Annotated in this window: 20 protein-coding genes and 3 tRNA genes; 7 read left to right on the forward strand and 16 right to left on the reverse strand. The window is 67.3% G+C overall.

Features of this window, described 5'->3' with window-relative positions; translation table 11 throughout:
* Positions 1-51 precede the first annotated feature (51 nt).
* The 4 genes from DOM67_RS07980 to DOM67_RS07995 all read left to right on the forward strand — a co-directional run bounded on the left by DOM67_RS07980 (position 52) and on the right by DOM67_RS07995 (position 4,299).
* Complete coding sequence (locus DOM67_RS07980; RefSeq protein ID WP_110675096.1) at positions 52-1,074, forward strand: tripartite tricarboxylate transporter substrate binding protein; 1,023 nt, start codon at positions 52-54, stop codon at positions 1,072-1,074.
* Positions 1,071-1,601, forward strand: a complete 531-nt coding sequence (locus tag DOM67_RS07985) for a tripartite tricarboxylate transporter TctB family protein (protein WP_110675097.1) — start codon at positions 1,071-1,073, stop codon at positions 1,599-1,601. Before DOM67_RS07980 ends, DOM67_RS07985 begins: the two co-directional genes overlap by 4 nt.
* Before the next feature lie 22 nt (positions 1,602-1,623).
* Positions 1,624-3,123, forward strand: coding sequence for a tripartite tricarboxylate transporter permease (locus DOM67_RS07990; protein ID WP_232825180.1), 1,500 nt, complete (start codon positions 1,624-1,626; stop codon positions 3,121-3,123).
* A gap of 189 nt (positions 3,124-3,312) precedes the next feature.
* Positions 3,313-4,299 carry a tRNA-dihydrouridine synthase gene (locus DOM67_RS07995; protein WP_110675315.1) on the forward strand — a complete coding sequence of 329 codons (987 nt, stop codon included), beginning with the start codon at positions 3,313-3,315 and terminating at the stop codon, positions 4,297-4,299.
* Positions 4,300-4,515: 216 nt separating this feature from the next.
* Here DOM67_RS07995 and DOM67_RS08000 read toward each other — a convergent pair.
* The 10 genes from DOM67_RS08000 to DOM67_RS08045 form a co-directional block, all read right to left on the reverse strand.
* Positions 4,516-4,592 (reverse strand) — tRNA-Arg (locus DOM67_RS08000).
* Between the two features lie 58 nt (positions 4,593-4,650).
* Positions 4,651-4,727, reverse strand: a tRNA-Arg gene (locus tag DOM67_RS08005).
* A gap of 97 nt (positions 4,728-4,824) precedes the next feature.
* Positions 4,825-4,917: transfer RNA gene (locus DOM67_RS08010), tRNA-Ser, on the reverse strand.
* Positions 4,918-5,129: 212 nt separating this feature from the next.
* Positions 5,130-5,327 carry a carbon storage regulator CsrA gene (gene csrA, locus DOM67_RS08015; RefSeq protein WP_035475538.1) on the reverse strand — a complete coding sequence of 66 codons (198 nt, stop codon included), beginning with the start codon at positions 5,325-5,327 and terminating at the stop codon, positions 5,130-5,132.
* Positions 5,328-5,556: 229 nt separating this feature from the next.
* Positions 5,557-6,801 carry an aspartate kinase gene (locus tag DOM67_RS08020; protein ID WP_110675099.1) on the reverse strand — a complete coding sequence of 415 codons (1,245 nt, stop codon included), beginning with the start codon at positions 6,799-6,801 and terminating at the stop codon, positions 5,557-5,559.
* A 65-nt stretch (positions 6,802-6,866) separates the two neighbouring features.
* Positions 6,867-9,470 (reverse strand): alanine--tRNA ligase, encoded by a 2,604-nt coding sequence (gene alaS / locus DOM67_RS08025; protein ID WP_110675100.1) that lies wholly within the window; start codon positions 9,468-9,470, stop codon positions 6,867-6,869.
* Positions 9,471-10,074: 604 nt separating this feature from the next.
* Positions 10,075-10,530 (reverse strand): regulatory protein RecX, encoded by a 456-nt coding sequence (locus DOM67_RS08030; protein ID WP_110675101.1) that lies wholly within the window; start codon positions 10,528-10,530, stop codon positions 10,075-10,077.
* Between the two features lie 94 nt (positions 10,531-10,624).
* Positions 10,625-11,692 (reverse strand): recombinase RecA, encoded by a 1,068-nt coding sequence (recA, locus tag DOM67_RS08035; protein WP_035475546.1) that lies wholly within the window; start codon positions 11,690-11,692, stop codon positions 10,625-10,627.
* A 278-nt stretch (positions 11,693-11,970) separates the two neighbouring features.
* On the reverse strand, positions 11,971-12,498 hold the full coding sequence (locus DOM67_RS08040) for a nicotinamide-nucleotide amidohydrolase family protein (RefSeq protein WP_110675102.1): 528 nt from the start codon (positions 12,496-12,498) through the stop codon (positions 11,971-11,973).
* A 158-nt stretch (positions 12,499-12,656) separates the two neighbouring features.
* Entirely contained in the window at positions 12,657-12,842 is a 186-nt protein-coding gene (locus tag DOM67_RS08045) for a hypothetical protein (RefSeq protein WP_110675103.1), read from the reverse strand.
* A gap of 287 nt (positions 12,843-13,129) precedes the next feature.
* On the opposite strand from DOM67_RS08045, the gene mutS reads away from it, so the two are divergent.
* Both mutS and fdxA read left to right on the forward strand, forming a co-directional pair.
* The gene (gene mutS / locus DOM67_RS08050) at positions 13,130-15,712 is read left to right on the forward strand and encodes a DNA mismatch repair protein MutS (protein WP_110675104.1); all 2,583 of its coding nucleotides are present in this window, start codon (positions 13,130-13,132) and stop codon (positions 15,710-15,712) included.
* A 279-nt stretch (positions 15,713-15,991) separates the two neighbouring features.
* Positions 15,992-16,315, forward strand: a complete 324-nt coding sequence (fdxA, locus tag DOM67_RS08055) for a ferredoxin FdxA (protein WP_110675105.1) — start codon at positions 15,992-15,994, stop codon at positions 16,313-16,315.
* Between the two features lie 174 nt (positions 16,316-16,489).
* On the opposite strand, the gene eno is transcribed toward fdxA, so the two are convergent.
* The 4 genes from eno to DOM67_RS08075 form a co-directional block, all read right to left on the reverse strand.
* Positions 16,490-17,782, reverse strand: a complete 1,293-nt coding sequence (gene eno, locus DOM67_RS08060) for a phosphopyruvate hydratase (protein ID WP_110675106.1) — start codon at positions 17,780-17,782, stop codon at positions 16,490-16,492.
* Between the two features lie 252 nt (positions 17,783-18,034).
* Positions 18,035-19,693: a CTP synthase gene (locus DOM67_RS08065; RefSeq protein ID WP_110675107.1), complete on the reverse strand. Its 1,659-nt coding sequence runs from the start codon at positions 19,691-19,693 to the stop codon at positions 18,035-18,037.
* Positions 19,694-19,820: 127 nt separating this feature from the next.
* The gene (locus tag DOM67_RS08070) at positions 19,821-20,528 is read right to left on the reverse strand and encodes a gamma-glutamylcyclotransferase (protein WP_157958811.1); all 708 of its coding nucleotides are present in this window, start codon (positions 20,526-20,528) and stop codon (positions 19,821-19,823) included.
* Positions 20,529-20,601: 73 nt separating this feature from the next.
* Positions 20,602-21,912, reverse strand: a complete 1,311-nt coding sequence (locus DOM67_RS08075; RefSeq protein WP_110675109.1) for a solute carrier family 23 protein — start codon at positions 21,910-21,912, stop codon at positions 20,602-20,604.
* A 337-nt stretch (positions 21,913-22,249) separates the two neighbouring features.
* Here DOM67_RS08075 and DOM67_RS08080 point away from each other — a divergent pair, with 337 nt between their 5' ends.
* Complete coding sequence (locus DOM67_RS08080; protein WP_110675110.1) at positions 22,250-23,437, forward strand: NAD(P)/FAD-dependent oxidoreductase; 1,188 nt, start codon at positions 22,250-22,252, stop codon at positions 23,435-23,437.
* A gap of 36 nt (positions 23,438-23,473) precedes the next feature.
* On the opposite strand, the gene DOM67_RS08085 is transcribed toward DOM67_RS08080, so the two are convergent.
* Positions 23,474-23,716 (reverse strand): hypothetical protein, encoded by a 243-nt coding sequence (locus tag DOM67_RS08085; RefSeq protein ID WP_110675111.1) that lies wholly within the window; start codon positions 23,714-23,716, stop codon positions 23,474-23,476.
* A 178-nt stretch (positions 23,717-23,894) separates the two neighbouring features.
* Positions 23,895-25,325 (reverse strand): FAD-dependent oxidoreductase, encoded by a 1,431-nt coding sequence (locus DOM67_RS08090; protein WP_110675112.1) that lies wholly within the window; start codon positions 25,323-25,325, stop codon positions 23,895-23,897.
* Positions 25,326-25,554: the final 229 nt, after the last annotated feature.

Consider the following 25,554-nt stretch of genomic DNA (forward strand, 5'->3'; position numbering starts at 1 on the left):
TGCGACAGACGACATCCGACGCCATATCCAATGCCAATAAAGGACGATTCGATGTTTCCTCGACTGATCAAGACCACCGGTGGCGCGCGCCGCCGACTCGGCGCCAGCGCCGCCATCGCCTCCCTCGCCACCGGCCTGGGTCTGGGCTCGCTGGGGCTGGGCGTGCTCGGCCTGAGCAGCGCCGCCCAGGCCGACGACTACCCCGACCACGCCATCGAGTTCATCGTGCCCTGGTCGCCGGGTGGCGGCAGCGACTCCCTGATGCGAGTGATCTCCAACGCCGCCGAGCAGTACCTCGGCCAGCCACTGCCGGTGATCAACATGCCCGGGGTCAGCGGCACCCTGGGCCTCAAGGCCCTCGCCCAGAAAGATCCCGACGGCTACACCCTGGGCCAGGTCCACGAGGGGCTGATGGCGGCCCACGCCACCGGTCTCACCCCGCTCGACTGGGATGATTTCCAGCCGATCGCCTCGCTGGCCTCGTCGCCGCAGTATCTGGTGGTCAACGCCGACAGCGGCTGGGAGACCTTCGCCGACTTCGCCGCCTACGCCAAGGCGAACCCCGGCAAGGTGCGCTTCGGTGCCACCCTCGGCGGGATTCCGCATGTCCACGGGGCAATGATCGAGGACGCCATCGGCGCCTCCTTCCGCTACGTCGGCTACGAGGGGACCGGCGCGCGCATTCGCGGTCTGGTGGGCGGGCACATCGACGCCGCGATCGGTGACATCTCCTCCTCGCTGGGCTTCGTCGACAACGGCGATCTGCGCTTCCTCGCCGTGGGCACCCCGCAGCGGCCGGCGCAGACCCCGGACGTGCCGACCTTCAAGGAGCTCGGCTACGACACCCTCAAGCTGAGCATCAACCGCGGCATCGTCGCGCCCAAGGGGATCGACCCGGCCAAGGTGCAGACGCTGGCAGCGGACTTCGAGGCGATGTCCAAGGACCCCGCCTTCGTCGACAAGATGCACGCGCTCGGCGCCGAGGTCGACTTCATGGGCCCCACGGCCTATGCCGACTATCTGGCCGAGGTCGACGCCACCGTCCAGCGCCTCTCCGGCAAGCTGGCCCGATGAGCGCCGACAGCGTCCCGGCCGCCGCCCCCACGGGGCCGGCGGCCGACGGCACCCGTGGTGCGGTGCTGGCCAACCTGCTGTTCAATCTCGCCCTGGGCGCCCTGTTCGCGGCGCTGTTCGTCGACGCCGGCGACCTGCCCTCCTCGATGTGGGAGCCGCTGGGCGCGGGCGCCTTTCCACGCCTGGTCCTGGGCACCCTGATCCTGTTCAACCTGGCACTCGCGCTGCAGGCGGCCATGTCGCTGGGCCAGGCCAGGCGCGGCGCAGGCACCCTCGCCTGGCTCTACCAGCGGCGGCTGGCCTTCGCCACCCTGGCGGCATTCTCGCTCTATGCGCTGGCGATGCCGTGGCTCGGTTTCCCGCTCGCCTCGCTGAGCTTCCTGCTGACGGTGCAGTGGCTGCTCGGCGCCCGCCGCGGGCGGCGTCTGCTGGTGGCGGCGATCGTCGCCGTGGCGTTCGGCCTGGGCCTCTATCTGCTGTTCGGCCAGGTATTCCAGATCCCGCTGCCCACAGGGCGGCTGTGGTAGCCCGACGACGAGGGACCTCTGCATGCCAATGACCGATGCTCTGCTGTCGAGCGTGGAACAGCTATTTTCGCTGGCGACCCTGATCAGCATGCTGATCGGCGTCGTCGCCGGGGTGATCGCCGCCGCCATCCCCGGCTTCACCGTGACCATGGCGATCGTGCTGACGCTGCCGGTGACCTTCAGCATGCCACCGCTGCAGGGCGTGGCGACGATGCTGGCGGTATATGTCGGCGGCGGCTCCGGCGGGCTGATCAGCGCCGCCCTGCTGGGTATCCCCGGCACCCCCTCGTCGGTGGCGACCACCTTCGACGCCTACCCCATGGCACGCGGCGGCGAGCCCGGGCGCGCCCTGGGCCTGGGCATCTGGGCTTCGTTCTTCGGCGCCCTGATCAGCGCGCTGGTGCTGATCGTGGCGGCGCCACCGCTGGCGCTGATCGCGGTCAAGCTGGGGCCGTGGGAGTACTTCTCGCTGATCCTGTTCGCCATCACCGTGGTCGCCAGTCTGGTCGGACACTCGATCCTCAAGGGGCTGATGATGAGCCTGCTGGGGCTGTTCGTGGCGACCGTGGGGCCCGACCCGATGATGGGCGTGGCACGCTTCACCTTCGATCTCGACCTGCTCGCCGCGGGCCTGCCGTTCCTGGTGGTGCTGATCGGGATCTTTGCGGTCAGCCAGCTCGCCGGCGAGGTGGAGAACCCCGACGAGCTGCGCCAGGGGCAGGCGCTGATCGAGGGCCGCATCGCCGTCCGCCCGCTGGCGGTGATGCGCGAGGTGCTCTCGCGCCCGCTCAACCTGCTACGTTCGTCGCTGGTGGGAGTGGTGATCGGCGCGGTACCCGGCGCCGGCGGCAGCATCGCCAATCTGATCGCCTACGATCAGGCCAAGCGCGCCTCGAAGACGCCGCAGCGCTTCGGCACCGGGATCGCCGATGGCGTGGTCGCCTCCGAGTCGGGCAACTCCGCCACCGCCGGCGGCGGGCTGATCCCGATGATCGCGCTGGGCATCCCCGGCAGCGCGGTGGACGCGGTGCTGATGGCGGCACTGATGGTACAGGGAATCAGCGTCGGGCCGCGGCTGATCATGGACAATCCCGACCTGGTCTACGGCATGTTCCTGGCGATGTTCCTCGCCGCCGGCATGGTGCTGGTGTTCTGCCTGCTCAGCCTGCGCTGGTTCCTGCGCATCACCGAGATTCCCAAGTCGATCATCGTGCCGGTGGTACTGGTGTGCTGCGCGGTGGGTGCACTGGCGCTCAACAACCGGGTGACCGACCTCTACCTGCTGATCGGGGTGGGGCTGGTCGGCTATCTGCTGGCCAAGCTCGACTATCCGCTGGCGCCACTGGTGCTGGGGGTGATCCTGGGGCCGATCGCCGAGACCAACCTGCGCCGCGCGCTGATGGCCGACGAGAGCTGGACGCTGTTCTTCACCCGTCCGATCTCGCTGGCGCTCTTGGTACTGGCAGCGCTGTCGGTCGCCTTCAGCATTCGGCGCCTGCTCAAGCAGCGCAGGCCAGGCTGATCGGGTCTCATCGGCGCGCCCCGCGCCGGTGAGACCGACGAAAGTGCACGCCAAGCGTTACGCGCAGGGACGGCTGTGCTAGCTTAGCGACCGAATTTTCCAGGCCGGATGATCCGTATCGCGATGGCACAGCCCTCTTCGCTCTTCCACCTCGAGCCCTCCCCCGTCGGCCGTCTCGGCCTGGCACCCATGGAGGGCGTGATCGACGCCGACACCCGGGCACTGCTCAGCGCCGATGGCGCGCTGGACTGGTGCGTCACCGAGTTCGTGCGCGTGGTCGATGCGCGCCTGCCGCCGCGGGTCTTCCTGCGCCACTGCCCGGAACTGGCCGAGGCCGGCACGGCAGGGCCGCTGACCCCGACCGCGACCCCGGTGACACTGCAGCTGCTCGGCTCCGACCCCGCGGCGCTGGCAGCCAATGCCGAGCAGGCGATCACCCTGGGCGCCACCCGGCTCGATCTCAACTTCGGCTGCCCTGCCAAGATGGTCAATCGCCACGATGGCGGCGCCTCGCTTTTGCGCACGCCGGTGCGGGTGGGGCGCGCAGTGGCGGCGGTCGCCGAGGTGGCCGCCGCCCGCGGCGCCACGGTGAGCGCCAAGCTGCGCCTGGGCTTCGACGACCGCCGGGTGGCGCTGGCCTGCGCGCTGGCCGCCGAGGCTGGCGGTGCCCACGAGCTGGTGGTGCACGCGCGCACCCGGCGCGAGGGTTACCGCCCGCCGGCGCACTGGGAGTGGGTCGCCAAGATTCGCGCCGCTGTCAGCGCGCCGGTGGTGGTCAACGGTGATATCTGGACGCTCGAAGCGTACTGGAAGGCGCGCACGCTCTCCGGCTGCGACGATGTCATGCTCGGCCGCGGCATGCTCGCCGACCCGTGGCTGGCGCGCCGCATCCGCCACTGGCAGGCGAGCGGCGGCGAGCGCCTGGCAGCGACACCGTGGTCTGCCCGCGCCGAGGTGCTGTGCCACTACGCCGCGCGCAAGCAGGCCGCAGGGATGGCGGAGAAGTTCATCGTCTCGCTGCTCAAGCAGTGGCTCAACATCATGCGCGGACGCGATGCCGAGGCCGCCGCACGTTTCACCGCGCTGCGCCGGGAGACCGCGCTGGCGCCGCTGCTGGCGGGGCTGGCGCATCCGGCCACGGAACCCGCGACCTCCCCGGCACCGACACCGGCCTGAGGCGCCAGCGGGCCGGCCAGGGCGCGACAGCCGGCCACCATGGCCATCACGCTCTGGCGCCACGCTCTCCTGAGCCCCTGCCCTGCCTGATCCGGTCGCGACGCGCTAGCGGACGCTGTCCGGCGTCCGGCAGTGCCCATACCGGCGCTGCGCCTCGACACCGCCTGCGCCCAAACGAAAACACCCGCATGCCGAAGCATGCGGGTGTCATCTGTATGGCGCGCCCGGGAGGATTCGAACCTCCGACCACCTGATTCGTAGTCAGGTACTCTATCCAGCTGAGCTACGGGCGCTAAAATCGGTCGAGACGCTAAGTCCCTGGTACTGCTGTGCGATGCTGCTTTCAGTGAGTGGCGCGCCCGGGAGGATTCGAACCTCCGACCACCTGATTCGTAGTCAGGTACTCTATCCAGCTGAGCTACGGGCGCTTGTCACTGATGCTTGTCGCGAGTCGCAGTCGACGTCTTGGCTGTCACTGCGGTTGTCGATCTGTGCCACGACTCGAAGGTCAAACCTCACGATCAATGGCGGAGAGGGAGGGATTCGAACCCTCGATGAGGCTATAAACCCCATACTCCCTTAGCAGGGGAGCGCCTTCAGCCACTCGGCCACCTCTCCCTGATCGACGGCGCGTAGATTACCCATTTCGCCGGGGCTTGTCCAGTCGAAGCCCAAAATTTTTTCAAAAAAACCTCAAAGGATGAATGGTTTACCGCGAGAGGCGAGGCAGGGCGTGGGATAGAGAGCGTAAGAGGAGGATTCCGAGACGAGCCCGAGCCGATAAAGGGGACGACTTCACCAGCCCAGACGGTTCCAGTATGCGCGCTGCGCTATACGCCGGGACCGCCATCTTCGTCTTCGGATTTCTCACGCTGGATGCGCTGATAGATCTCTTCGCGATGAACGGCCACATCCTTAGGCGCATTGACGCCGATGCGCACCTGATTCCCTTTCACTCCCAGGACGGTGACGGTGATGTCGTCGCCGATCATGAGAGTCTCTCCCACTCGACGGGTCAGGATGAGCATTGTCTGATCTCCTTCTCAGGGCCTTCTTCCATTCTCGGGTCACGCTCTCGGGCCGCTTGCGGCGGTCGCTCACCGCCCGAGGAGCGATTATGCGTCATAAGGCCAACCAGGCCAATGACGCCGTTCCATGACAACCCTCGGCTACGTTGAAGAAGCGCTCTCTTCCTTTCACTTCGTCCAACTCACCCTAAGCGTAGAACGCCTGAGACATTCTTGAAGGTTTATTCGGTTATTCGCTTTGGATGCTGTCTTTGTCGAGGCCGAAGGCGGTGTGGAGCGCGCGCACGGCGAGTTCCATCGTCTTCTCGTCGATGACCACGGAGATCTTGATTTCGGAGGTCGAGACCATGCGAATGTTGATGTTCTCTTCGGCCAGCACGCGGAACATCTTGGACGCCACACCGGCGTGCGAACGCATGCCCACGCCGACCAGAGAGACCTTGGCGATGTTGTCGTCGCCGCGCAGCTCACCGCCGCCGAGCGCCGGAATCACGTCATCCTGGAGGATGCGCATGGTCTGCTTGTAGTCGCCCTTGCCCACGGTGAAGGTGAAGTCGGTGTAGTCGCCGGTCGGCGCCACGTTCTGCACGATCATGTCGACTTCGATGTTGGCGTCGGCGATCGGGCCGAGAATGCGCGACGCGACCCCGGGAACGTCAGGGGTGTTGAGCAGCGTCAGCTTGGCTTCGTTGGCGGTGAAGGCGATACCGGAGATCAGCGGTTCTTCCATCGATTCGATTTCCTCGTCTGCCACGATCAGCGTGCCGGGCCCTTCCTCGAAGCTCGACAGCACGCGAAGCGGTACATTGTATTTGCCGGCGAACTCCACCGAGCGGATCTGCAGCACCTTGGAGCCGAGACTGGCCAGCTCGATCATCTCCTCGACGGTGATGCGCTCCAGGCGCTGCGCCTTGGAGCAGACCCGTGGGTCGGTGGTGTAGACCCCGTCCACGTCGGTGTAGATCTGGCACTCGTCGGCGCCCAGGGCCGCGGCCAGCGCCACGCCGGTGGTGTCGGAGCCGCCACGCCCGAGGGTGGTAATGTTGCCCTCTTCGTCCACCCCCTGGAAACCGGCGACCACCACGACCTGACCCTCGTCCAGATCGTCCTTGAGGTCATCGGTCTCGATACGCTGGATACGCGCCTTGGTGTGCGCGCTATCGGTACGAATACCCACCTGCGCCCCGGTGTAGGAAGTGGCCGGTACGCCCAGCTGATGCAGGGCCATGGCCAGCAGCGAGATGGTGACCTGCTCGCCGGTGGAGACCAGCATGTCCATTTCGCGCGGGGTGGGGTCCTCGTTGATCTGGCTGGCGAGGTCGATTAGACGATTGGTCTCGCCGCTCATCGCGGAGACCACGACCACGATCTGGTGACCGTTGTCGCGGAAGCGCTTGACCTTCTCCGCGACCGCCTTGATCCGCTCGACGGTTCCCACCGAGGTCCCACCAAACTTTTGTACGTATAGCGCCATGAGTCTGTTCGTCACTCCCTAGCGTTGTGGGCCGCCCTGGGGTGGCGGCCGCCGTGTATGTCGGTTCAGCCCAACTGATCGGCCACCCACGCATGCACGCTGTCGAGCGCCTGCGGCAGCTGGCTCGGGTCGCTGCCGCCGGCCTGCGCCATGTCGGCACGCCCGCCGCCCTTGCCACCGACCTGGGCTGCCACGTGGTTGACCAGTTCCCCCGCCTTCAGACGCCCGGTGAGGTCGTCGGTGACCCCGGCGATGAGGCTGACCTTGCCCTCCTGCGCCGCGCCGAGCACCAGCACGCCAGAGCCCAGTTTCTGCTTGAGCTGGTCGTGCAGGCCGCGCAGCTCCTTGCCCCCGACCCCTTCGATACGGGTGGCGAGCACGCGCACGCCGGCGACGTCGCGTACGGCGTCGAGCAGCTCGTTGCCGGCCGCGCTGGCCAGCTTGGCCTTGAGCCGCTCGAGCTCCTTCTCCAGCGTGCGCTGACGTTCGAGCACGCTGTCCAGCCGCTCGACCACCTGCTCCGGGCGCGCCTTGAGCCGCGCGCCCACGGCGTTCAGCTCGCGCTCCTGGGCGGCGAACCACGCCAGCGCCTGGTGCCCGGTGACCGCTTCGATACGGCGCACACCAGCGGCGGTGCCGGACTCCGCGACGATATGGAACGGCCCGATATCACCGGTACGCGCCACGTGGGTACCACCGCACAGCTCGATCGAGAAGTCGTCGCTGCCGATGGTCAGCACGCGCACGGAATCGGCGTACTTGGCTTCGAACAGCGCCTGCGCGCCCTTGGCCTTGGCCTGGTCGAGGGTCATCTGCTCGGTGTGGGTCGGCGCGTTGGCCAGGATCTCAGCGTTGACGATGCGGGTGATTTCCGCCAGTTGATTCGGCGTCACCGGCTCGAAGTGGCTGAAGTCGAAGCGCAGGCGCTCGGCGCTCACCAGCGACCCTTTCTGCTGGACATGATCGCCCAGGGTCCGCCGCAGCGCCTCGTGCAGCAGGTGGGTGGCGGAGTGATTGCGCATCGTGGCCTGGCGCAGCGAGGCGTCGACCTGCGGGGTCAGCGTCTGCCCCACGCTCAGCTCACCCTCGAGCAGCACGCCCTCGTGCAGGTGATGGCCCGACTGCTTGCGCGTGTCGGTGACCTGGAAGCGCGCGCCATCGCCGCGCAGATAGCCGGTGTCGCCGACCTGACCGCCGGACTCGGCGTAGAACGGCGTGCGGTCGAGCACCACCACCCCTTTCTGCCCCGCTTCGAGGGTCACGCGCTCGTTGCCTTCGGCGTCGACGATCGCAGTGACCCGGGAGTGATCCTCCAGCCGGTCGTAGCCTGTGAACTCGGTGCTGCCCTCGAGGTTCAACGCGGCCTCGTAGTCGCCACCGAACTGGCTGGCGGCGCGGGCACGCTGGCGCTGCGCTTCCAGTTCGCGCTCGAAGCCGGCCTCGTCGAGGGTCACGCCGCGCTCGCGGCAGACATCGGCGGTCAGGTCATAGGGGAAGCCGTAGGTGTCATAGAGCTTGAACACCGTCTCGCCCGACAGTACCTCACCGTCGAGGGAGGCGAGCGCCGCTTCGAGCAGCCCCATGCCGTGGTCGAGAGTCCGTGCGAACTGCTCCTCCTCCTTGAGCAGCACGCGTTCGATCTGCTCCCGCGCCTGGCGCAGTTCGGGATAGGCCTCACCCATCTCGGCGTCGAGCGCCGCCACCAGCTTGTGGAAGAAGGTGCCGCTGGCGCCGAGCTTGTGACCGTGGCGGATGGCGCGGCGGATGATCCGCCGCAGCACGTAGCCGCGCCCCTCGTTGGAGGGCAGCACGCCATCGACGATCAAGAAGGCGCAGGAGCGAATGTGGTCGGCGATCACGCGCAGTGACGGCGTGGTGGTATCGGCGTGACCGGTGAGCTCGGCGGCCGCCGCCAGCAGCGCCTGGAACAGATCGATCTCGTAGTTGGAGTGCACGCCCTGCATCACCGCCGCCATGCGCTCCAGGCCCATGCCGGTATCGATCGACGGCTTGGGCAGCGGGTGCAGCTCGCCGTTGGCATCCCGGTCGAACTGCATGAAGACCAGGTTCCACACCTCGATGTAGCGGTCGCCGTCCTCTTCCGGGCTTCCCGGCGGGCCACCCCACACCTCGGGGCCGTGGTCGTAGAAGATCTCAGAGCACGGGCCGCACGGGCCGGTGTCGCCCATCTGCCAGAAGTTGTCCTCGTCGAGCCGCGACACCCGCGCCGGATCGACGCCGATCTCGTCGACCCAGATGGTCGCCGCCTCTTCGTCGCTGTGGTGCACGGTGACCCACAGACGCTCCTTGGGCAGCCCCAGCACCTCGGTGATGAAGGTCCAGGCAAAGCGGATCGCATCGGGCTTGAAGTAGTCGCCGAAGCTGAAGTTGCCCATCATCTCGAAGAAGGTGTGGTGGCGCGCGGTGTAGCCGACATTATCGAGGTCGTTGTGCTTGCCGCCGGCGCGCACGCAGCGCTGGGCCGAGGTGGCGCGCACGTAAGGCCGTGGGTCGCGCCCCAGGAAGACATCCTTGAACGGCACCATGCCGGCGTTGGTGAAGAGTAGCGTCGGGTCGTTTTCCGGCACCAGAGAGGCAGAAGGCACGATGGTGTGTCCGCGCTCCTCGAAGTAGTTCAGGAAAGCCTGTCTGATAGCTGCGCTTTTCATAAACAATCCGTAGCGAGAGTCCGTGGCAGAGTCCATGGCGAGAGTCCGTGACAAGAGACCCCGGCGAAGGACCTTGGCGAAAGTCCGTGACGATAGGCGTGCCCACGGCGGCAAACGGACCACGTGGCGACGCGCAGACGGCCGTCTCAGCGGGCAAGGCGCTGCCCCCTGCGGCCATCGCAAGGCGCGTTAGTATAACGTGGTCGACTGTGAGTCTGTCGAGTGCGACACCCATGTCGCCGCCATTCGCCACTGCCGGGCGGGTCGGATCCCCCTCTCCGGCGTGCACCATGCCCCTGATGGGCAGGCGTCCTGTCACCCGTGAGGAGGAGAACGCAGACAGCGGCGCGCACAACAGCTGCGATGAAGGAGCGTGGCGCTGGGGGCGAGGTGAAGAGACTCTGCGAAAGGATCGCGGCGAGAGGGGCACGGTGCGAGGGTCGAGAAGAAACGATGCGAGAGCAGCGCACCAAGGGTGCGCTGCCAGGTGAGGCTGAGAATGAAGCGCCAAGGCAAGGCGCGTGAGACGAAGAGCGCACGCGCGGGGCAAGAAAGAGCGCGCAAGCCAGTGAAAGAGCGGCGCCACGCCAACCAGCCCGGAGGCTCAATCCTCCCAGGCGTGGCGCATGGCGTGGCGCACCTGATCGAAGCCGAATCCGCGACCGGCCAGGAAGCGTTCGCGCTTGGCCCGTTCCCGGGGCGTGCTACCGGGCCCCGTGAAGCGCTTGGCCAGGGCCTGACACGCCAGGTCCTGCCAGTCCGGCGCCTCCGCCTCGAACGCCAGCGCCGCCAGGGCGTCGTCGATCCCGCGCTGGGCCAGGTCACCGCGGATCCGCACCGGGCCGTGACCGAGCTGCACCCGGGAGCGCACGAAGATCTCGGCGAAGCGCGTGTCGGACTGCAACCCCTCCGCGGCCAGCGCATCCAGGGTGACGGCGATCTCATCACGCTCGACGCCCTTGGCCGCCAGACGCTGCTCGAGCTCGGCGCGGCTGTACTCGCGGCGCGCCAGCAGCGCGATCGCCCGCTCCCGGGGTGGGATGTCAGCAGCATCAGCCATGGCGTGCCGCCCTCCTCGGCGCCGACCTGAACACCAATCTTTCCCTCGACCCAACCTTCGCCGACTTCAATCCAACCTTCGCCTACATTTCGATCTACAGCAGCGAGTCGTTGGCGTCGTCGGCCGCAGCCTCGGCTTCCTTCTCTTTTTCCTTCTCCTTGGGCGCGGCGACAGCCAGCAGCTGGGCGCGAATCTGATCCTCGATCTCGGTCATGATCGCCGGATTCTCCTCCAGGTACTGGGCCGCGTTGGCCTTGCCCTGACCGATCTTGCTGCCCTTGTAGCTGTACCAGGCACCGGCCTTGTCGACCAGGCTGCACTGCACGCCCAGATCGATCACTTCGCCGGCATGGTAGATGCCCTTGCCGTAGAGAATCTGGAACTCGGACTGGCGGAACGGCGGCGCCACCTTGTTCTTGACCACCTTGACCCGGGTTTCGTTACCGGTGACCTCGTCACCCTGCTTGACCGAGCCGATGCGGCGAATGTCGAGACGCACGCTGGAGTAGAACTTCAGCGCGTTGCCGCCGGTGGTGGTCTCGGGGCTGCCGAACATCACGCCGATCTTCATGCGGATCTGGTTGATGAACACCACCATGCAGTTGGCGTTCTTGATGTTGCCGGTGATCTTGCGCAGTGCCTGCGACATCAGACGCGCCTGCAGGCCGACGTGGGAGTCGCCCATCTCGCCCTCGATCTCGGCGCGCGGGGTGAGCGCTGCCACCGAGTCGATGATGATGACGTCGACGCCGCCGGAGCGCACCAGCATGTCGCAGATCTCCAGCGCCTGCTCGCCGGTGTCCGGCTGCGACACCAGCAGCTGGTCGAGGTCGACCCCCAGCTTCTCGGCGTAGCTCGGATCGAGCGCGTGCTCGGCGTCGATGAAGGCGCAGGTCTTGCCCTGCTTCTGAGCCTGGGCGATCACCGACAGGGTCAGGGTGGTCTTGCCCGAGGATTCGGGGCCGAAGATCTCGACCACGCGGCCATAGGGCAGACCACCCACACCGAGAGCGATGTCCAGTCCCAGCGAACCGGTCGAAACCACCGGGATGGCGGTGCGTGGCGTGTCGCCCAGACGCATCACGGTGCCTTTGCCGAATTGGCGGTCGATCTGCGACAAAGCCGCGCTGAGTGCCTTGCTGCGGTTTTCGTCCTGTGCCATGAAAGTCTCCTGTGAGTGCGTCGAAGACGAGCCTTGGAAAGCTGGCGTCGTGGAGTGGCGGCCGGAAAAGTGAGCCCGCCGCCTCTGGACACTCCGTCAGCCGGCTCGGCTCGGGAATCCGCGGCGACGGGCGAGACGGCCAGGCCGCCCGATCACTGTATGATTAGCCAGTAGTATGGCGAAAAAAATCGCTCGCGCCTATATCCTCGCGTCGATTTTCCGCATGCGTCGCTGCATTTTCCGGGATCGCGCCCGGCGAGGCCAGCGCCAAGTGCCGCTCAGGCCTCGGCGACGAGGGATTCGAGCAACCCCGCCAGGGCGATCGCTACCGCCTGCGCGCGCACCGTGGCACGCTCCCCCGGCAGCCGGAAGCACGCCACCCGCTGGGCCTCGGCGTCGCCCCAGGCGAACCACACCGTGCCCACCGGCTTCTCGGCGCCGCCGCCGCCAGGGCCGGCCACACCGCTGATCGCCACACCGAGCTCGGCGCCGCTGTCGCGGCAGGCGCCGGCGACCATCTCGCGCACCGTGGCTGCGCTGACCGCGCCGTGCGCCGCGAGCGTCTGCTCGGACACCCCCAGCATGCGCTGCTTGGCGGCATTGGCGTAGGTGACGTAGCCGCTGGCGAAGTAGCCCGAACTGCCGGCGATCGCGGTGATCGCCTCGGCCACGCCGCCGCCGGTACACGACTCCGCCGTGGTGACGAAGCAGCCGGCGGCCAGGCACGCCTCACCCAGGCGTCGGGCAAGCACCTGCGGGTCCTGATCACTGCCGGGAGGCAGCGGATGGTCGGTGGGCAAGCTCATGGCGTCTCCTGCGGCTCGGGCGCTGCACCGGTCTCGTCTGCCGGGCAGGCGCGTCGTGTCATGCCAGTGATGGTATGCGAGTAATCTCAGGTGAGTAGTATGCGAGCTTTGCGCGCCGACGCAACGCGCTCAATCAACGAACGCACCCACGCGGGCGGCTATTCGGCGTCGCGCGGGTAGGTGGGCGGCAGCGGCTGCGCGTGCCCCCCGGCACACAGATCGGCGACCGCGATCTCGAGCAGGATGACCGCCAGTTCGCTGACGTTGACGTTGCGCCGGTTGGCCTCGATCGAGAGCAGCCTGAACGTGGAGTCACTGAGGTGATTGAGCACCAGACGGGCCATGAGGGGGTCCTCGATGCTGATTTCACCCACTGTAACGATTCGCTCGCCGCCAGCGAGACTGAAAACACTACACCTCGGGCATGAACCGGCGTCACCCCCGCCCGGCGATCGGCGATGCAGCGACGCTGACCCCCGTGATAACCTTCAGCCTTTCTCCATGCTTCGCCGGCGCCGCCGGCCCGGGCCCTGCCTCGCGCCTCGCCGCGGACCGGCCCGAGGCCGCGGCGCCCCCGGCGAGGCTCGTGCCCCATTGATGCCCCACGATACCGAGAGAGCCTCCTAAAGCCATGCAGGATACGGCCGCCAGCAAAGCCCAGCAGCACACGCCGATGATGGCGCAGTACCTCAAGATCAAGCGCGAGCACCCCGAGGTGCTGCTCTTCTACCGCATGGGCGATTTCTACGAACTGTTCTACGACGATGCCAAGCGTGCCGCCAAGCTGCTCGACATCACCCTGACCGCGCGCGGCCAGTCCGCCGGCTCCCCGATTCCCATGGCCGGCGTACCCTATCACAGCGCCGAATCCTACCTGGCACGGCTGGTGCGCTCGGGCGAGTCGGTGGCGATCTGCGAGCAGATCGGCGACCCCGCCACCAGCAAGGGCCCGGTCGAGCGCCGGGTGGTGCGTATCGTCACCCCCGGCACACTGCACGACGAGGCGCTGCTGGACGAGCGCCGCGACAATCTGCTGGTGGCCCTGCACCGCCACGGCGAGCGCTGGGGCATCGCCTGGCTGGAACTCTCCAGCGGCCGCTTCGCGGTGCTCGAGGTCGACGGCGAGGCCGACATGCAGGCCGAGATCCATCGCCTGCAGCCAGCCGAGCTGCTCGCCGCCGAAACCCAGGACCTGCCGCCGGCGCTGACCGAGCGCACCGGTCTGCGCCGTCAGAACGACTGGCACTTCGATCTGGAGACCGCCAACCGCCTGCTGTGCGACCAGTTCCAGGTGGCCGATCTGCGCGGCTTCGGCTGCACCCATCTGGAGGTCGCGCTGGTCGCCGCCGGGGTGCTGATCGACTACGCCCGCGACACCCAGCGTTCACGCCTGCCCCACGTCAATGCGCTGAACATCGAGAGCCGCGACGACGCGGTGGTGATCGACGCCGCCAGCCGCCGCAACCTGGAGATCGACATCAATCTCGGCGGCAGCGGCGACAACACCCTGGCCAGCGTGCTCGACACCACTACCACGCCGATGGGGTCGCGCCTGCTCAAGCGCTGGCTCAACCGGCCGCTGCGCGATCGCGCCCAGGTGAGCGCGCGCCAGGCGGCGGTGCAGCTGCTGCTGGAACAGGACGACCATCTGGCTCTGCGCGAGATCCTGAGCGAGGTCGGCGACGTCGAGCGCATCCTCGCCCGGGTCGCCCTGCGCAGCGCCCGCCCGCGGGATCTGGCCCGCCTGCGCGACGCACTCAATGCACTGCCCCAGCTGCAGAGCGCGCTGGGCGCGATCGAGGGCGACAGCGCTCTCGACGACCTGGCCCGGCACATTCGCCCCTACCCGGAGACGGCGGCGACCCTCAGCCAGGCGCTGATCGACAACCCGCCGGTGGTGATACGCGACGGCGGCGTGATCCGCGAAGGCTTCGACGCCGAGCTCGACGAGTACCGCGGCCTGGCCGAACACGCCGGCGACTACCTGGTGAAGCTCGAACTGCGCGAGCGCGAGCGCACCGGCCTGGCCGGGCTCAAGGTCGGCTACAACCGGGTCCACGGCTACTATATCGAGATCCCCCGGGCCCAGGCCCGCGAGGTGCCGGTGGACTATATCCGGCGGCAGACACTGAAGAACGCCGAGCGCTTCATCATTCCCGAACTCAAGGAGTTCGAGGACAAGGCGCTGTCGGCCAAGTCGCGGGCCCTGGCGCGCGAAAAGCTGCTCTACGAGGGGCTGATCGAGACCCTCAACGCCGAGCTCGACGCTCTACAGGCCACCGCCCGGGCGCTGGCCGCGCTGGATGTGCTCTGCACCTTCGCCGAGCGCGCACGGAGTCTCGACTTCGTCCGCCCGCAGCTCGGCGAGACGCCCGGCTTCGAGATCATCGGCGGCCGCCACCCGGTGGTCGAGCACGTCAGCCAGCACCCCTTCGTGCCCAACGACTTGGCGCTCGACGACGCCCGCCGCATGCTGGTGATCACCGGCCCCAACATGGGCGGCAAGTCGACCTACATGCGCCAGGCCGCGCTGATCGCCCTGCTCGCACATACCGGCAGCTTCGTGCCCGCCGAGCGCGCCGAGATCGGTCCGGTGGATCGCATCTTCACCCGTATCGGCTCCAGCGACGACCTCGCCGGCGGCCGCTCGACCTTCATGGTCGAGATGACCGAGACCGCCAGCATCCTCCATAACGCCACCGCCGAGAGCCTGGTACTGATGGACGAGATCGGCCGCGGCACCAGCACCTTCGATGGCCTCTCGCTGGCCTGGGCCAGCGCCGAGCATCTGGCCCGGGCGCGTGCCTTCACCCTGTTCGCCACCCACTACTTCGAGATGACCGCCCTGGCCGAGCAGCAGGAGACGGTGGCCAATGTCCACCTCACCGCCGCCGAGCACAAGGAGGGCATCGTCTTCATGCACCGGGTCGAGGAGGGGCCGGCGAGCCAGAGCTACGGTCTCCAGGTGGCCCAGCTGGCCGGCGTGCCACAGCCGGTGATCGCCCGCGCGCGGGAGAAGCTGGCCAGCCTCGAGCAGCCCCCGGTCGCCCCCGCCGAGCGCGGCGTGGCCGCCCACGCCGCCGCCCCGCAGCAGGCGGACCTGTTCGCGGCACCGCCGCATCCGCTGGTCGAGGCGCTGGAGTCCCTCGACGTCGATGCGCTCACCCCGCGTGCGGCGCTGGAACTGCTCTACGAGTGGAAGGCCCGACAGTAACCCCGCGGCGGGCCGGGCAGGCCCGCCGCGGTATAACACCATTCCCAGACGTTCCCAGCCTCAACTTGCCGCTTCCGGCAGGCGACGCCTAGAATATGGCGCCATTCGAACGTGGCATCCGCGTGCGCATGGCAGATACCCCGCTACGAACAGAACGGGGAGTCGTGAGCGGGTAGCAAGTGTAATAAAAGTGGCCGGTAGAGGCCGCGACCCAGGGACCGTGACCGAGAAAAAGCGGGGCCAGCCGCGTATCCGCCCCGGCAATAGGAGAGATCACCCATGACGTTCGTCGTCACCGAGAACTGCATCAAGTGCAAATACACCGACTGCGTCGAAGTCTGCCCGGTGGACTGCTTCTATGAGGGCCCGAACTTCCTCGTCATCCACCCCGACGAGTGCATCGACTGCGCCCTGTGCGAGCCGGAGTGCCCCGCCGAGGCGATCTTCTCGGAAGACGAGCTGCCGGCGGGTCAGGAGAAGTTCATCGAACTCAATGCGGAGCTTTCCGAAGTGTGGCCCAATATCACCGAGCAGAAGGCGCCGCCGGAAGATGCCAAGGAGTGGGATGGCAAGTCCAACAAGATCGAGCTGCTCGAACGCTGATTTGCTATTACGCAAATCGGACGCAATCGGACGCCCGCTGCCGAAGAACGCAAGAAGGCCGCTCATCGAGCGGCCTTCTTGCGTCGGGCGAACACAGCCCGATCGCCGGTGCTGCCGCAAGCCGGGCACCCTCTCAACAGTGCCCGACTCGACGATCCGTGACTGGCCCTTGCGTTACTGGCCCTTGATCGCCTTCAGCCCCGGGTAGGATACCTTGCCTTCGAGCTCCTGCTCGATCACCAGCAGGCGGTTGTACTTGGCCACGCGATCGGAGCGGCACAGCGAGCCGGTCTTGATCTGGCCGGCGGCGGTGCCCACGGCGAGGTCGGCGATGGTGGTGTCTTCGGTCTCGCCGGAGCGGTGCGAGATCACCGCGGTAAAGCCGGCGTCCTGGGCCATCTTGATCGCGTCCAGCGTTTCGGAGAGCGAGCCGATCTGGTTGAACTTGATCAGGATCGAGTTGCCGATCTGCTCGTCGATACCGCGCTTGAGGATGCGGGTATTGGTGACGAAGAGATCGTCGCCGACCAGCTGCACGCGATCACCGAGCTTCTCGGTGAGGGCCTTCCAGCCATCCCAGTCGGACTCGTCCATGCCATCCTCGACCGAGACGATCGGGTAGGCGTCGCAGAGTTCGGCAAGGTAGTCGGCGAAGCCGGCGGCGTCATAGGACTTGCCTTCGCCGGAGAGATCGTAGGTGCCGTCCTTGTAGAACTCGCTGGAAGCACAGTCGAGGGCCAGGGTGACGTCCTTGCCCAGGGTGTAACCGGCGTCGGAGACCGCCTGCTTGATCACCGCCAGCGCCTCGGCGTTGGAGGCCAGATTGGGAGCGAAGCCGCCCTCGTCACCCACCGAGGTGGAGAGCCCCTTGGCCGACAGCACTTTCTTCAGCGCGTGGAAGATCTCGGCCCCCATGCGCAGCGCCTCGCGGAAGTTGGGCGCGCCCACCGGCTGGACCATGAACTCCTGGATGTCGACGTTGTTGTCGGCATGCTCGCCGCCGTTGAGGATGTTCATCATCGGCACCGGCATCAGGTAGTGACCCGGCTGACCATAGAGCTCGGCGATATGGGCGTAGAGCGGCACGCCCTTGGCGATCGCCGCGGCCTTGGCCGCCGCCAGCGACACCGCGAGGATGGCGTTGGCGCCCAGGTTGGCCTTGTTGTCGCTGCCGTCGAGATCGAGCATGGCCTGGTCCAGCGCGCGCTGATCGCATGAATCCATCCCCACCAGGCGCTCGCGGATCTGACCGTTGACGGCCTCCACCGCCTTGAGCACGCCCTTGCCCAGGTAGCGGCTCTTGTCGCCGTCGCGCAGCTCGAGGGCTTCACGCGAGCCGGTGGAGGCGCCGCTCGGCGCACAGGCGCTGGCGCTGATGCCACCGCTCAGAACGACCTGAGCCTGAACGGTCGGGTTACCTCGGGAATCGAGCACTTCGAGGGCGCGGATATCAACGATCTCAGCCATGTTACGTCGTCCTGTCGGTTGAAAAACTCAAGCAGTGAGCGTGAAGCGTCCGGCACAGCCGCGCGCCGGATGCGGAAAAGCGGACTCATGTTACCAGCTTTCGGCGGTGCGACGAGACGCCGAGCGGAGTTTCGCGGCCATCTGTGCACACCGAGAAGCGCGCACGAATCCCGAAAAGGCAGTACGGGCCCGAAGAGAGTATGCCCCCCCACAAAGAGAGCGGGGGATGAATCGCTTCATCCCCCGCCGTGGTCACTCCTGGTGGCTCGCGCCCTGCTGCCGCTGGCGGTTCGCCTTGTGCTCCAGCGCCGCATTGACGAAGCCGGTGAACAGCGGGTGGCCGTCGCGCGGCGTGGAGGTGAACTCCGGGTGGAACTGGCACGCCACGTACCAGGGGTGATCGGGCAGCTCGATCATCTCCACCAGTGACTGATCGCCGCTCTTGCCGGAGATCACCAGACCGGCCTTCTCCAGCTCGCCGATGAACTGGTTGTTGACCTCGAAGCGGTGGCGATGGCGCTCGGTGATGGCATCCAGGCCGTAGATCGTGTGCGCCCGGGAGCCGGAGGTGAGCTGGCACTCCTGACCGCCCAGACGCATGGTGCCGCCCAGGTCGGAGGCTTCGTCACGCAGCTCGATCTGACCCTCTGCGTTGATCCACTCGGTGATCAGGCCGACCACCGGGTGCTGGGTGTCGCGGGTGAACTCGGTGGAGTTGGCATCGGCCCAGCCGGCCACATGGCGGGCGAACTCGATCACCGCCACCTGCATGCCGAGACAGATGCCCAGATACGGAATGCCGTTCTCGCGGGCGAAGCGGGCGGTGGCGATCTTGCCCTCGACACCACGCTCGCCGAAGCCGCCGGGCACCAGAATGGCATCCTTGCCGGCCAGGCGCTCGGTGCCGTGGCGCTCGATCAGCTCGGAGTCGATGTACTCGACGTTGACCTTCACCCGGGTCTGGATACCGGCATGGGTCAGCGCTTCGTTGAGCGACTTGTAGGCGTCGAGCAGCTCCATGTACTTGCCGACCATGGCGATATTGATCGACTTGAGCGGGTTGAGCTTGGCGTCGAGCACATGGACCCATTCGCCCAGGTCGGCGGCCGGCGCATCCAGGCGCAGCTTGTCGCAGACGATGTCGTCGAGGCCGTGCTCGTGCAGCATCAGCGGAATGCGATAGATGGTGTCGGCATCCTGCAGCGGGATGACCGCGCGCTCCTCGACGTTGGTGAACAGCGCGATCTTGCGCCGCTCGCTCTCCTCCAGCTCGACTTCGCTGCGGCAGATCAGGATGTCCGGCTGGATACCGATCGAGCGCAGCTCCTTGACGCTGTGCTGGGTCGGCTTGGTCTTGGTCTCACCGGCGGTCTTGATGTAGGGCACCAGGGTCAGGTGCATGAACAGCGCACGGCTGGCCCCGACTTCGCTGCGCAGCTGGCGGATCGACTCCAGGAACGGCAGCGACTCGATGTCCCCGACGGTGCCGCCGATCTCCACCAGCGCCACGTCGTACCCTTCTCCCCCTTTGATCACGCGGTGCTTGATCTCGTCGGTGATGTGCGGGATCACCTGCACCGTACCGCCGAGATAGTCACCCCGGCGCTCCTTGCGCAGCACGTGCTCGTAGACGCGGCCGGTGGTGAAGTTGTTGCTCTGGGTCATCTTGGTGCGGATGAAGCGCTCGTAGTGGCCCAGGTCGAGGTCGGTTTCCGCGCCATCCTCGGTGACGAACACCTCGCCATGCTGGAACGGACTCATGGTGCCCGGATCGACGTTGATGTACGGATCCAGTTTGAGAATGGTCACCTTGAGGCCGCGGGCCTCGAGAATGGCCGCCAGCGAGGCCGCAGCAATGCCCTTGCCCAAAGAGGACACAACGCCGCCGGTCACGAAGATATATCGTGTCATGGAAAACCTGTCGAATCGTGGTCGTAAAGCCGTGAGAAAGACCCGGGGGAGAAAGTCGGGCCAGGATGGGACGCCAGACTACCAGAGAGCGGCCGCCGGCTCAATTTGCGCAGCGCGAAAGCGCCGCTCAGCCGTGCACCGCCCGCTGCAGCCGCTCCAGGCGATGGTCGCGGATACCCAGAGCGTGGAGATCACTGACCGTGTTGTCGAGATACTCGCGGCACGAGCCGAGCACGCCGCGGCCGGTGCGCAGCAGCTGGATCACCGTCTCGTCGGACTGACGCCCGATGTAACGGTCATGGGCCGGATTGATCACGAAGGCGATGCCCCACAGAGTGCCGATATCGCTGGCCAGCCGCACCCAGCGCGGCTGATAGGCGCCGGTGAGCATCTCGCGGCGCCAGACCAGGGTCAGCTCACGCTCCAGGTTGGCCGCCGGCACCCGCAGCGCCACCCCACGGCACGAGCCCCCCGGCGCCAGCGCCAGCATCAGCCCCGGGGACTCGGGCGTACCACGGCCGTGCTCGAGCTTGAGGCAGAAGTCGCGATGATAGCCGTAGAGCCGGCAGGTGTGGCGCTCGGCGACCTCGACGCAGGGGTTCCAGATCAGCGAGCCGTAGGCGAACAGATAGACGCCATCGAGCCCGCGGGCGGGCTCGGGCACGCTCGCCAGCATCTCGCGGATGGAGGCGGTCAGCGCCGCCGGCGAGGTCAGCGGCACGTCGGGATAGGTGCGCTCGAAGTAACTGCGCAGGCGGTCCTGTTCGAGCACCTCGCGGGTCATCGCGAGCGACTGCTCGCCCGACTGCGGGTCACTGGCTTGGGAGTCTCTCATGCGGGTTACCCATGGCATTGATCGAGCGGCCGCCGATACGGCGACCTCGGCGGGCCGGCTTGGCGTACCTATTCTAGGACTGGGCGTCGGGCTGGCGTCTGCCCACGCCATAACGCAGCAGCGCATGCAGGCCAATGGCACCGAAGGTGGCGGTACCGATGCCATCCAGAGTAAAGCCCCCGAGGGCCAGCGAGAAGTTGCCCGCGCCCAGCACCAGCGTCACCGCCACCACGATCAGGTTGGTGGTGTCACCCAGATCGACCGCGTTCTGCACCCAGATGCGCGCGCCGGCCACCGCGATCAGCCCGAACACCACGATCGAAGCCCCCGCCAGCACCGGGCCGGGGATAGTCTGGATCAGCGCGCCGAAACGCGGCGAGAAGCCCAGCAGGATGGCGAAACCGGCGGCGGCAACGAAGATCAGCGTCGAATAGACCTTGGTCACCGCCATCACGCCGATGTTCTCGGCATAGGTGGTGACGCCGGTGCCGCCGGCACTGCCCGAGACCACGGTGGCCACGCCGTCGGCGAAGAAGGCGCGCCCGATGTAGGGGTCGAGATCGCGCCCGGTCATCGCGCCCACCGCCTTGATGTGCCCCAGGTTCTCGGCCACCAGGATCACCGCCACCGGGGCGATCAGGACCATGGCATGGGGATCGACATGCGGCGCACTGAAGGTAGGCATCCCCAGCCAGGGGGCGGCGCTGATCACCGAGAAGTCGATCGGCGTGCCCCAGCCGAAGCCGTTGGTGACCAGCGCGTAGATCGCATAGGCGGCAATCAGCCCGATCAGGATCAGCAGCCGCTGCAGCATGCCCCGGGTGAGTACCGCCGCCAGTCCGATGCAGAGCACGGTCACCAGCGCCATGAGCGAATCGAAGGTGGAGCCGGCGACATTAGCCACCGCCACCGGGGCCAGGTTGAGGCCGATGGTCATGACGATGGCGCCGGTCACCACCGGCGGGATCAGCACGTCGATCCAGCGCGTGCCCAGCGCCATCACCACCAGTCCGACCAGGGCGTAGAGCACCCCGCAGGCGATGATGCCGCCCAGTGCCACGCCGATATTGGGGTTGGCGCCGCTACCGGCATAGCCGGTGACCGCGATCACCACACCAATGAAGGCGAAGCTGGAGCCCAGATAGCTGGGCACCCGACCGCCGACGACGACAAAGAACAGCAGCGTACCGATCCCCGACATCAGGATCGCCAGATTGGGGTCGAAACCCATCAGCAGCGGCGCCAGCACGGTGGAGCCGAACATCGCCACGGCGTGCTGGATCCCCATCAATAGGGTCTGCGGGGCGGGGAGCGTCTCGTCGGGGGCGACCAGGGCGACACGCTTGGCGTCGACGCGGCGCCAGTGCGGAAACCAGGATGACATCGGGTGCGTTCTCCAGGGCGTCAGGCCGGCCAGCGCCGGCGCTCTGCCCCCGTCGGGGGCAATCGTTCGGACTCAGGCTTTGCACGAAAACTGCCTACGCTCGCCGGGTTTTCGTGCAAATCCTGGAAGGACAGGCGCGCGACGCCTGGCGCCGCGGACCGCCGCGCATTCTACCGCAGTCGTAGGCCGCTGCCTCTCCCCGTGGTTTCGCGCCACGTCGGCGCAGGGGTGAACTACGCTGAGGCTATCGGTGCCGTCACGCGGCCCGAACGCGAGTTCCCGGCGTCGCCATCGGGGAGGGATGGGGCGCCCGCCACCAGCCAACCAGGGAGTGGATATGCAACGCTATGACTATCTCATCGTCGGCGCCGGCATGGTCGCCGCCAACGCCGTCGACGGCATCCGCGAGCGCGACAGCGAGGGCAGCATCGGCATTCTGGGCGCCGAGTCCCGCGGGCCAGTGACCCGCCCGGCGCTCTCCAAGAAGCTCTGGACCGATCCCGATTTCGGCTACGACAAGATCTGGATGCAGCCGGAGCAGGACCCCGGCACCACGCTCCACGTCGACACCCGGGTCAGCGCCATCGACCGCCAGGCGCGAAAAGTCACCACCCGCACCGGCGAGACCTTCGGCTATGGCCAGCTGCTGCTCGCCACCGGCTGCGAACCGATCCGCCTGGATCTGGCCGAGAGCGAACGGGTGCGCTACTTCCGCAGCGTCGATGACTACGACCATCTGCGCCGGCTGGCGGGCGCAGGCCGCCATATCGCAGTGGTCGGCGGCAGCTATATCGGCAGCGAGCTGGCCGCGGCGCTGATCCAGAACGACTGCCGCGTCACCCTGATCTGCCCGGAACCGGTACTGGGCGGCGGCATGCTGCCGGCCGAGGTCGCCGACCGCCTGCACCAGACTTACCTCGACCGCGGCGTGGCACTGCTCAGCGGGCGCACGGTGAAGACGGGGCGCGAGGTCGACGGCACGGTCACGCTCGAACTCGACGACGGCAGCGAACTCGCCGCCGACGGCGTGATGTTGGGACTCGGGGTCGAGCCGTGCACCGAGCTGGCGCAGGCGGCCGGGCTCGAGGTCGACGGGGGCATCCTGGTCGACGAGCGGCTGCGCACCGCCGACGCCGCGATCTACGCCGCCGGCGACGTCGCCACCTACCCCGACCGCATCCTCGGGCGCTGGCACGCCGAACACGTCGACAACGCCAACTGCCAGGGCGCCGCGGTCGGGCGCATCATGGCCGGCAGCGACGAAGCCTACACCCACACGCCCTACTTCTACTCCAACGTCTTCGATATCGCCTGGAAGGCGCTGGGGCGGCTCGACGCCACGCTGGAGATCGTCGCCGACAGCGCCGACGACAAGGGAATCTACTACTACCTGGAGGCGGGCCGGGTGGTGGGGGTACTGCTGCTCGGCTTCGACGAGGCGCCGCTCGACGCCGCGCGTGAGGTGCTCGCCGAGCCCGGGCCGCAGGATGCCGCCACGCTCACCGGACGCATTCCGCTGGCGTGAGCGGCACGCGAGATGCGTCCGCCGGTTGCCGACGGCTCAGGCCGTCGGCAGGCGGGCGGCCATCACCCGGGAGCGACGCTCGATCTCTTCGAGCATGCCGGCACACTCGTCGGACATGCCACTGTCACGGGTCTTGCCCAGTGCCAGCAGCGCTTCCAGCTGGCGGCACACCGCGCTCGCCTGATCGGCGTCGGCGACATCGCTGTCGAGCACGTGATCTTCCAGCGTGCGCATCAGCGTATTGGCCTGGTCGAGAATATTGCGTTCGAGTCGGATCATGCGGTCACCTTTGGCGTTTGCGATGCAGGGAAAGCGCGCCACTCTAGCGATTCGGCGCCGCCGACACCACCCCGAGTGGCCATCTGCCGCGTCGCCGAGTCGCGCGCTCTCGCGATGATACCCTGAGCGCTCGCTGTCACGGCTTGAGCGCTCGTTGTCACACCTTGAGCTCTCGCTATCATACCTTGAGATAGTCAAGGATCCCCTCGGCGGCCTGACGCCCTTCGTAGATCGCCGTGACCACCAGGTCGGAGCCGCGCACCATGTCACCGCCGGCGAACACCTTTTCGTTGCTGGTCTGGTAGGCGAAGCGCTCCATCTGCGCCGGAATCTCCGGCGCCAGCACCCGGCCGCGATCGTCGACCTCGATCTGGTGAGTCTCGAACCACTCGATCTCGCTGGGCTGGAAACCGAAGGCGATGATCACCGCGTCGCAGGCCAGGATCTCCTCGGAGCCCGGCACCACCTCGGCGCTGCGGCGGCCGTTGGCGTCGGGTTCGCCCATGCGCGTGCGCACCAGCTTGACGCCCTCGACCTTGCCCTCGCCGACCACCGCCACCGGCTGGCGGTTAAACAGGAAGTCGACCCCCTCCTCGCGGGCGTTGGCTACCTCGCGCTTGGAGCCGGGCATGTTCTCCTCGTCGCGGCGATAGGCACAGGTGACGCTGGCCGCGCCCTGGCGGATCGAGGTGCGGTTGCAGTCCATGGCGGTATCGCCGCCACCCAGCACGACCACCCGCTTGCCGGCCATGGAGACGTGGTCCGCGGGGTCCTTCTCGAAGCCGAGGTAGTGGTTGGCGTTGGCGATCAGGAAGTCGAGCGCCTTGTAGACCCCTTCCATCTCCTCGCCGGGGAAGCCGCCGACCATGTACTTGTAGGTGCCCATGCCGAGGAACACCGCATCGTACTCGTCGTGCAGCTGCTCGAAGGTGACGTCGCGACCGATCTCGGTGCCGAGCCGGAACTCCACGCCCATCTCTTCGAACACCGCGCGACGGCGCTCCATCACGTGCTTCTCGAGCTTGAACTCGGGGATACCGAAGGTCAAAAGGCCACCGATCTCGGGGTAGCGGTCATAGACCACCGCCTTGACCCCGTTGCGCACCAGGATGTCGGCACAGCCGAGACCGGCCGGCCCGGCACCGACGATGGCGACACGCTTGTCGGTCCAGCTCACCTTGGACAGGTCCGGGCGCCAGCCCATGGCGAAGGCGGTATCGGTGATGTACTTCTCCACCGAGCCGATGGTGACCGCGCCGAAGCCGTCGTTGAGGGTACAGTCGCCCTCGCACAGCCGATCCTGGGGGCACACCCGACCGCACACCTCGGGCAGCGAGTTGGTGCGGTGGGAGAGCTCCGCCGCCTCCAGAATGTTGCCCTCGCTGACCAGCTTGAGCCAGTTGGGAATGTAGTTGTGGACCGGACACTTCCACTCGCAGTAAGGATTGCCGCAGTGCAGACAGCGGTGCGCCTGGCTGGCCGCTTCGCTGGGGCGGAACGGCTCGTAGATCTCCGCGAACTCCTTGGCGCGGCTGCGGGCGTCCTTCTTCTGCGGATCGCGTCGGCCGACGTCGATGAACTGAAAATCGTTGCTCAAACGGTTTGCCATGATCTCTCTCCTCACTCGCGCCGGCTCCGCCAGCGCTTTGCGCGGCGCTCGAGCCGCGACTTAATCCGGGTAGCCGATCGAGGCTGACTCGATCGGCGAGCAGGTCGAACCGGGGCGGTTCAGTGCCCCGAGGCGCCCGGCGCCCCGGGGCCACCGCCGATCGGGTCCTGGCGGGGCTCCGGGCACCATGCAACGCCGTGATTCGCCTACCCAAGCATTGATGCCGTGC

The sequence above is a fragment of the Salinicola sp. RZ23 genome, from assembly GCF_003206675.1.
Classification (GTDB): Bacteria; Pseudomonadota; Gammaproteobacteria; order Pseudomonadales; family Halomonadaceae; genus Salinicola; species Salinicola endophyticus.

Coding starts and splice junctions, on each gene's coding strand:
- DOM67_RS07980 (WP_110675096.1), top strand. CDS start 52: ATGTTTCCTCGACTGATCAAGACCACCGGTGGCGCGCGCCGCCGACTC.
- DOM67_RS07985 (WP_110675097.1), top strand. CDS start 1,071: ATGAGCGCCGACAGCGTCCCGGCCGCCGCCCCCACGGGGCCGGCGGCC.
- DOM67_RS07990 (WP_232825180.1), top strand. CDS start 1,624: ATGCCAATGACCGATGCTCTGCTGTCGAGCGTGGAACAGCTATTTTCG.
- DOM67_RS07995 (WP_110675315.1), top strand. CDS start 3,313: ATGGAGGGCGTGATCGACGCCGACACCCGGGCACTGCTCAGCGCCGAT.
- csrA (WP_035475538.1), bottom strand. CDS start 5,327: ATGCTCATCCTGACCCGTCGAGTGGGAGAGACTCTCATGATCGGCGAC.
- DOM67_RS08020 (WP_110675099.1), bottom strand. CDS start 6,801: ATGGCGCTATACGTACAAAAGTTTGGTGGGACCTCGGTGGGAACCGTC.
- alaS (WP_110675100.1), bottom strand. CDS start 9,470: ATGAAAAGCGCAGCTATCAGACAGGCTTTCCTGAACTACTTCGAGGAG.
- DOM67_RS08030 (WP_110675101.1), bottom strand. CDS start 10,530: ATGGCTGATGCTGCTGACATCCCACCCCGGGAGCGGGCGATCGCGCTG.
- recA (WP_035475546.1), bottom strand. CDS start 11,692: ATGGCACAGGACGAAAACCGCAGCAAGGCACTCAGCGCGGCTTTGTCG.
- DOM67_RS08040 (WP_110675102.1), bottom strand. CDS start 12,498: ATGAGCTTGCCCACCGACCATCCGCTGCCTCCCGGCAGTGATCAGGAC.
- DOM67_RS08045 (WP_110675103.1), bottom strand. CDS start 12,842: ATGGCCCGTCTGGTGCTCAATCACCTCAGTGACTCCACGTTCAGGCTG.
- mutS (WP_110675104.1), top strand. CDS start 13,130: ATGCAGGATACGGCCGCCAGCAAAGCCCAGCAGCACACGCCGATGATG.
- fdxA (WP_110675105.1), top strand. CDS start 15,992: ATGACGTTCGTCGTCACCGAGAACTGCATCAAGTGCAAATACACCGAC.
- eno (WP_110675106.1), bottom strand. CDS start 17,782: ATGGCTGAGATCGTTGATATCCGCGCCCTCGAAGTGCTCGATTCCCGA.
- DOM67_RS08065 (WP_110675107.1), bottom strand. CDS start 19,693: ATGACACGATATATCTTCGTGACCGGCGGCGTTGTGTCCTCTTTGGGC.
- DOM67_RS08070 (WP_157958811.1), bottom strand. CDS start 20,528: ATGAGAGACTCCCAAGCCAGTGACCCGCAGTCGGGCGAGCAGTCGCTC.
- DOM67_RS08075 (WP_110675109.1), bottom strand. CDS start 21,912: ATGTCATCCTGGTTTCCGCACTGGCGCCGCGTCGACGCCAAGCGTGTC.
- DOM67_RS08080 (WP_110675110.1), top strand. CDS start 22,250: ATGCAACGCTATGACTATCTCATCGTCGGCGCCGGCATGGTCGCCGCC.
- DOM67_RS08085 (WP_110675111.1), bottom strand. CDS start 23,716: ATGATCCGACTCGAACGCAATATTCTCGACCAGGCCAATACGCTGATG.
- DOM67_RS08090 (WP_110675112.1), bottom strand. CDS start 25,325: ATGGCAAACCGTTTGAGCAACGATTTTCAGTTCATCGACGTCGGCCGA.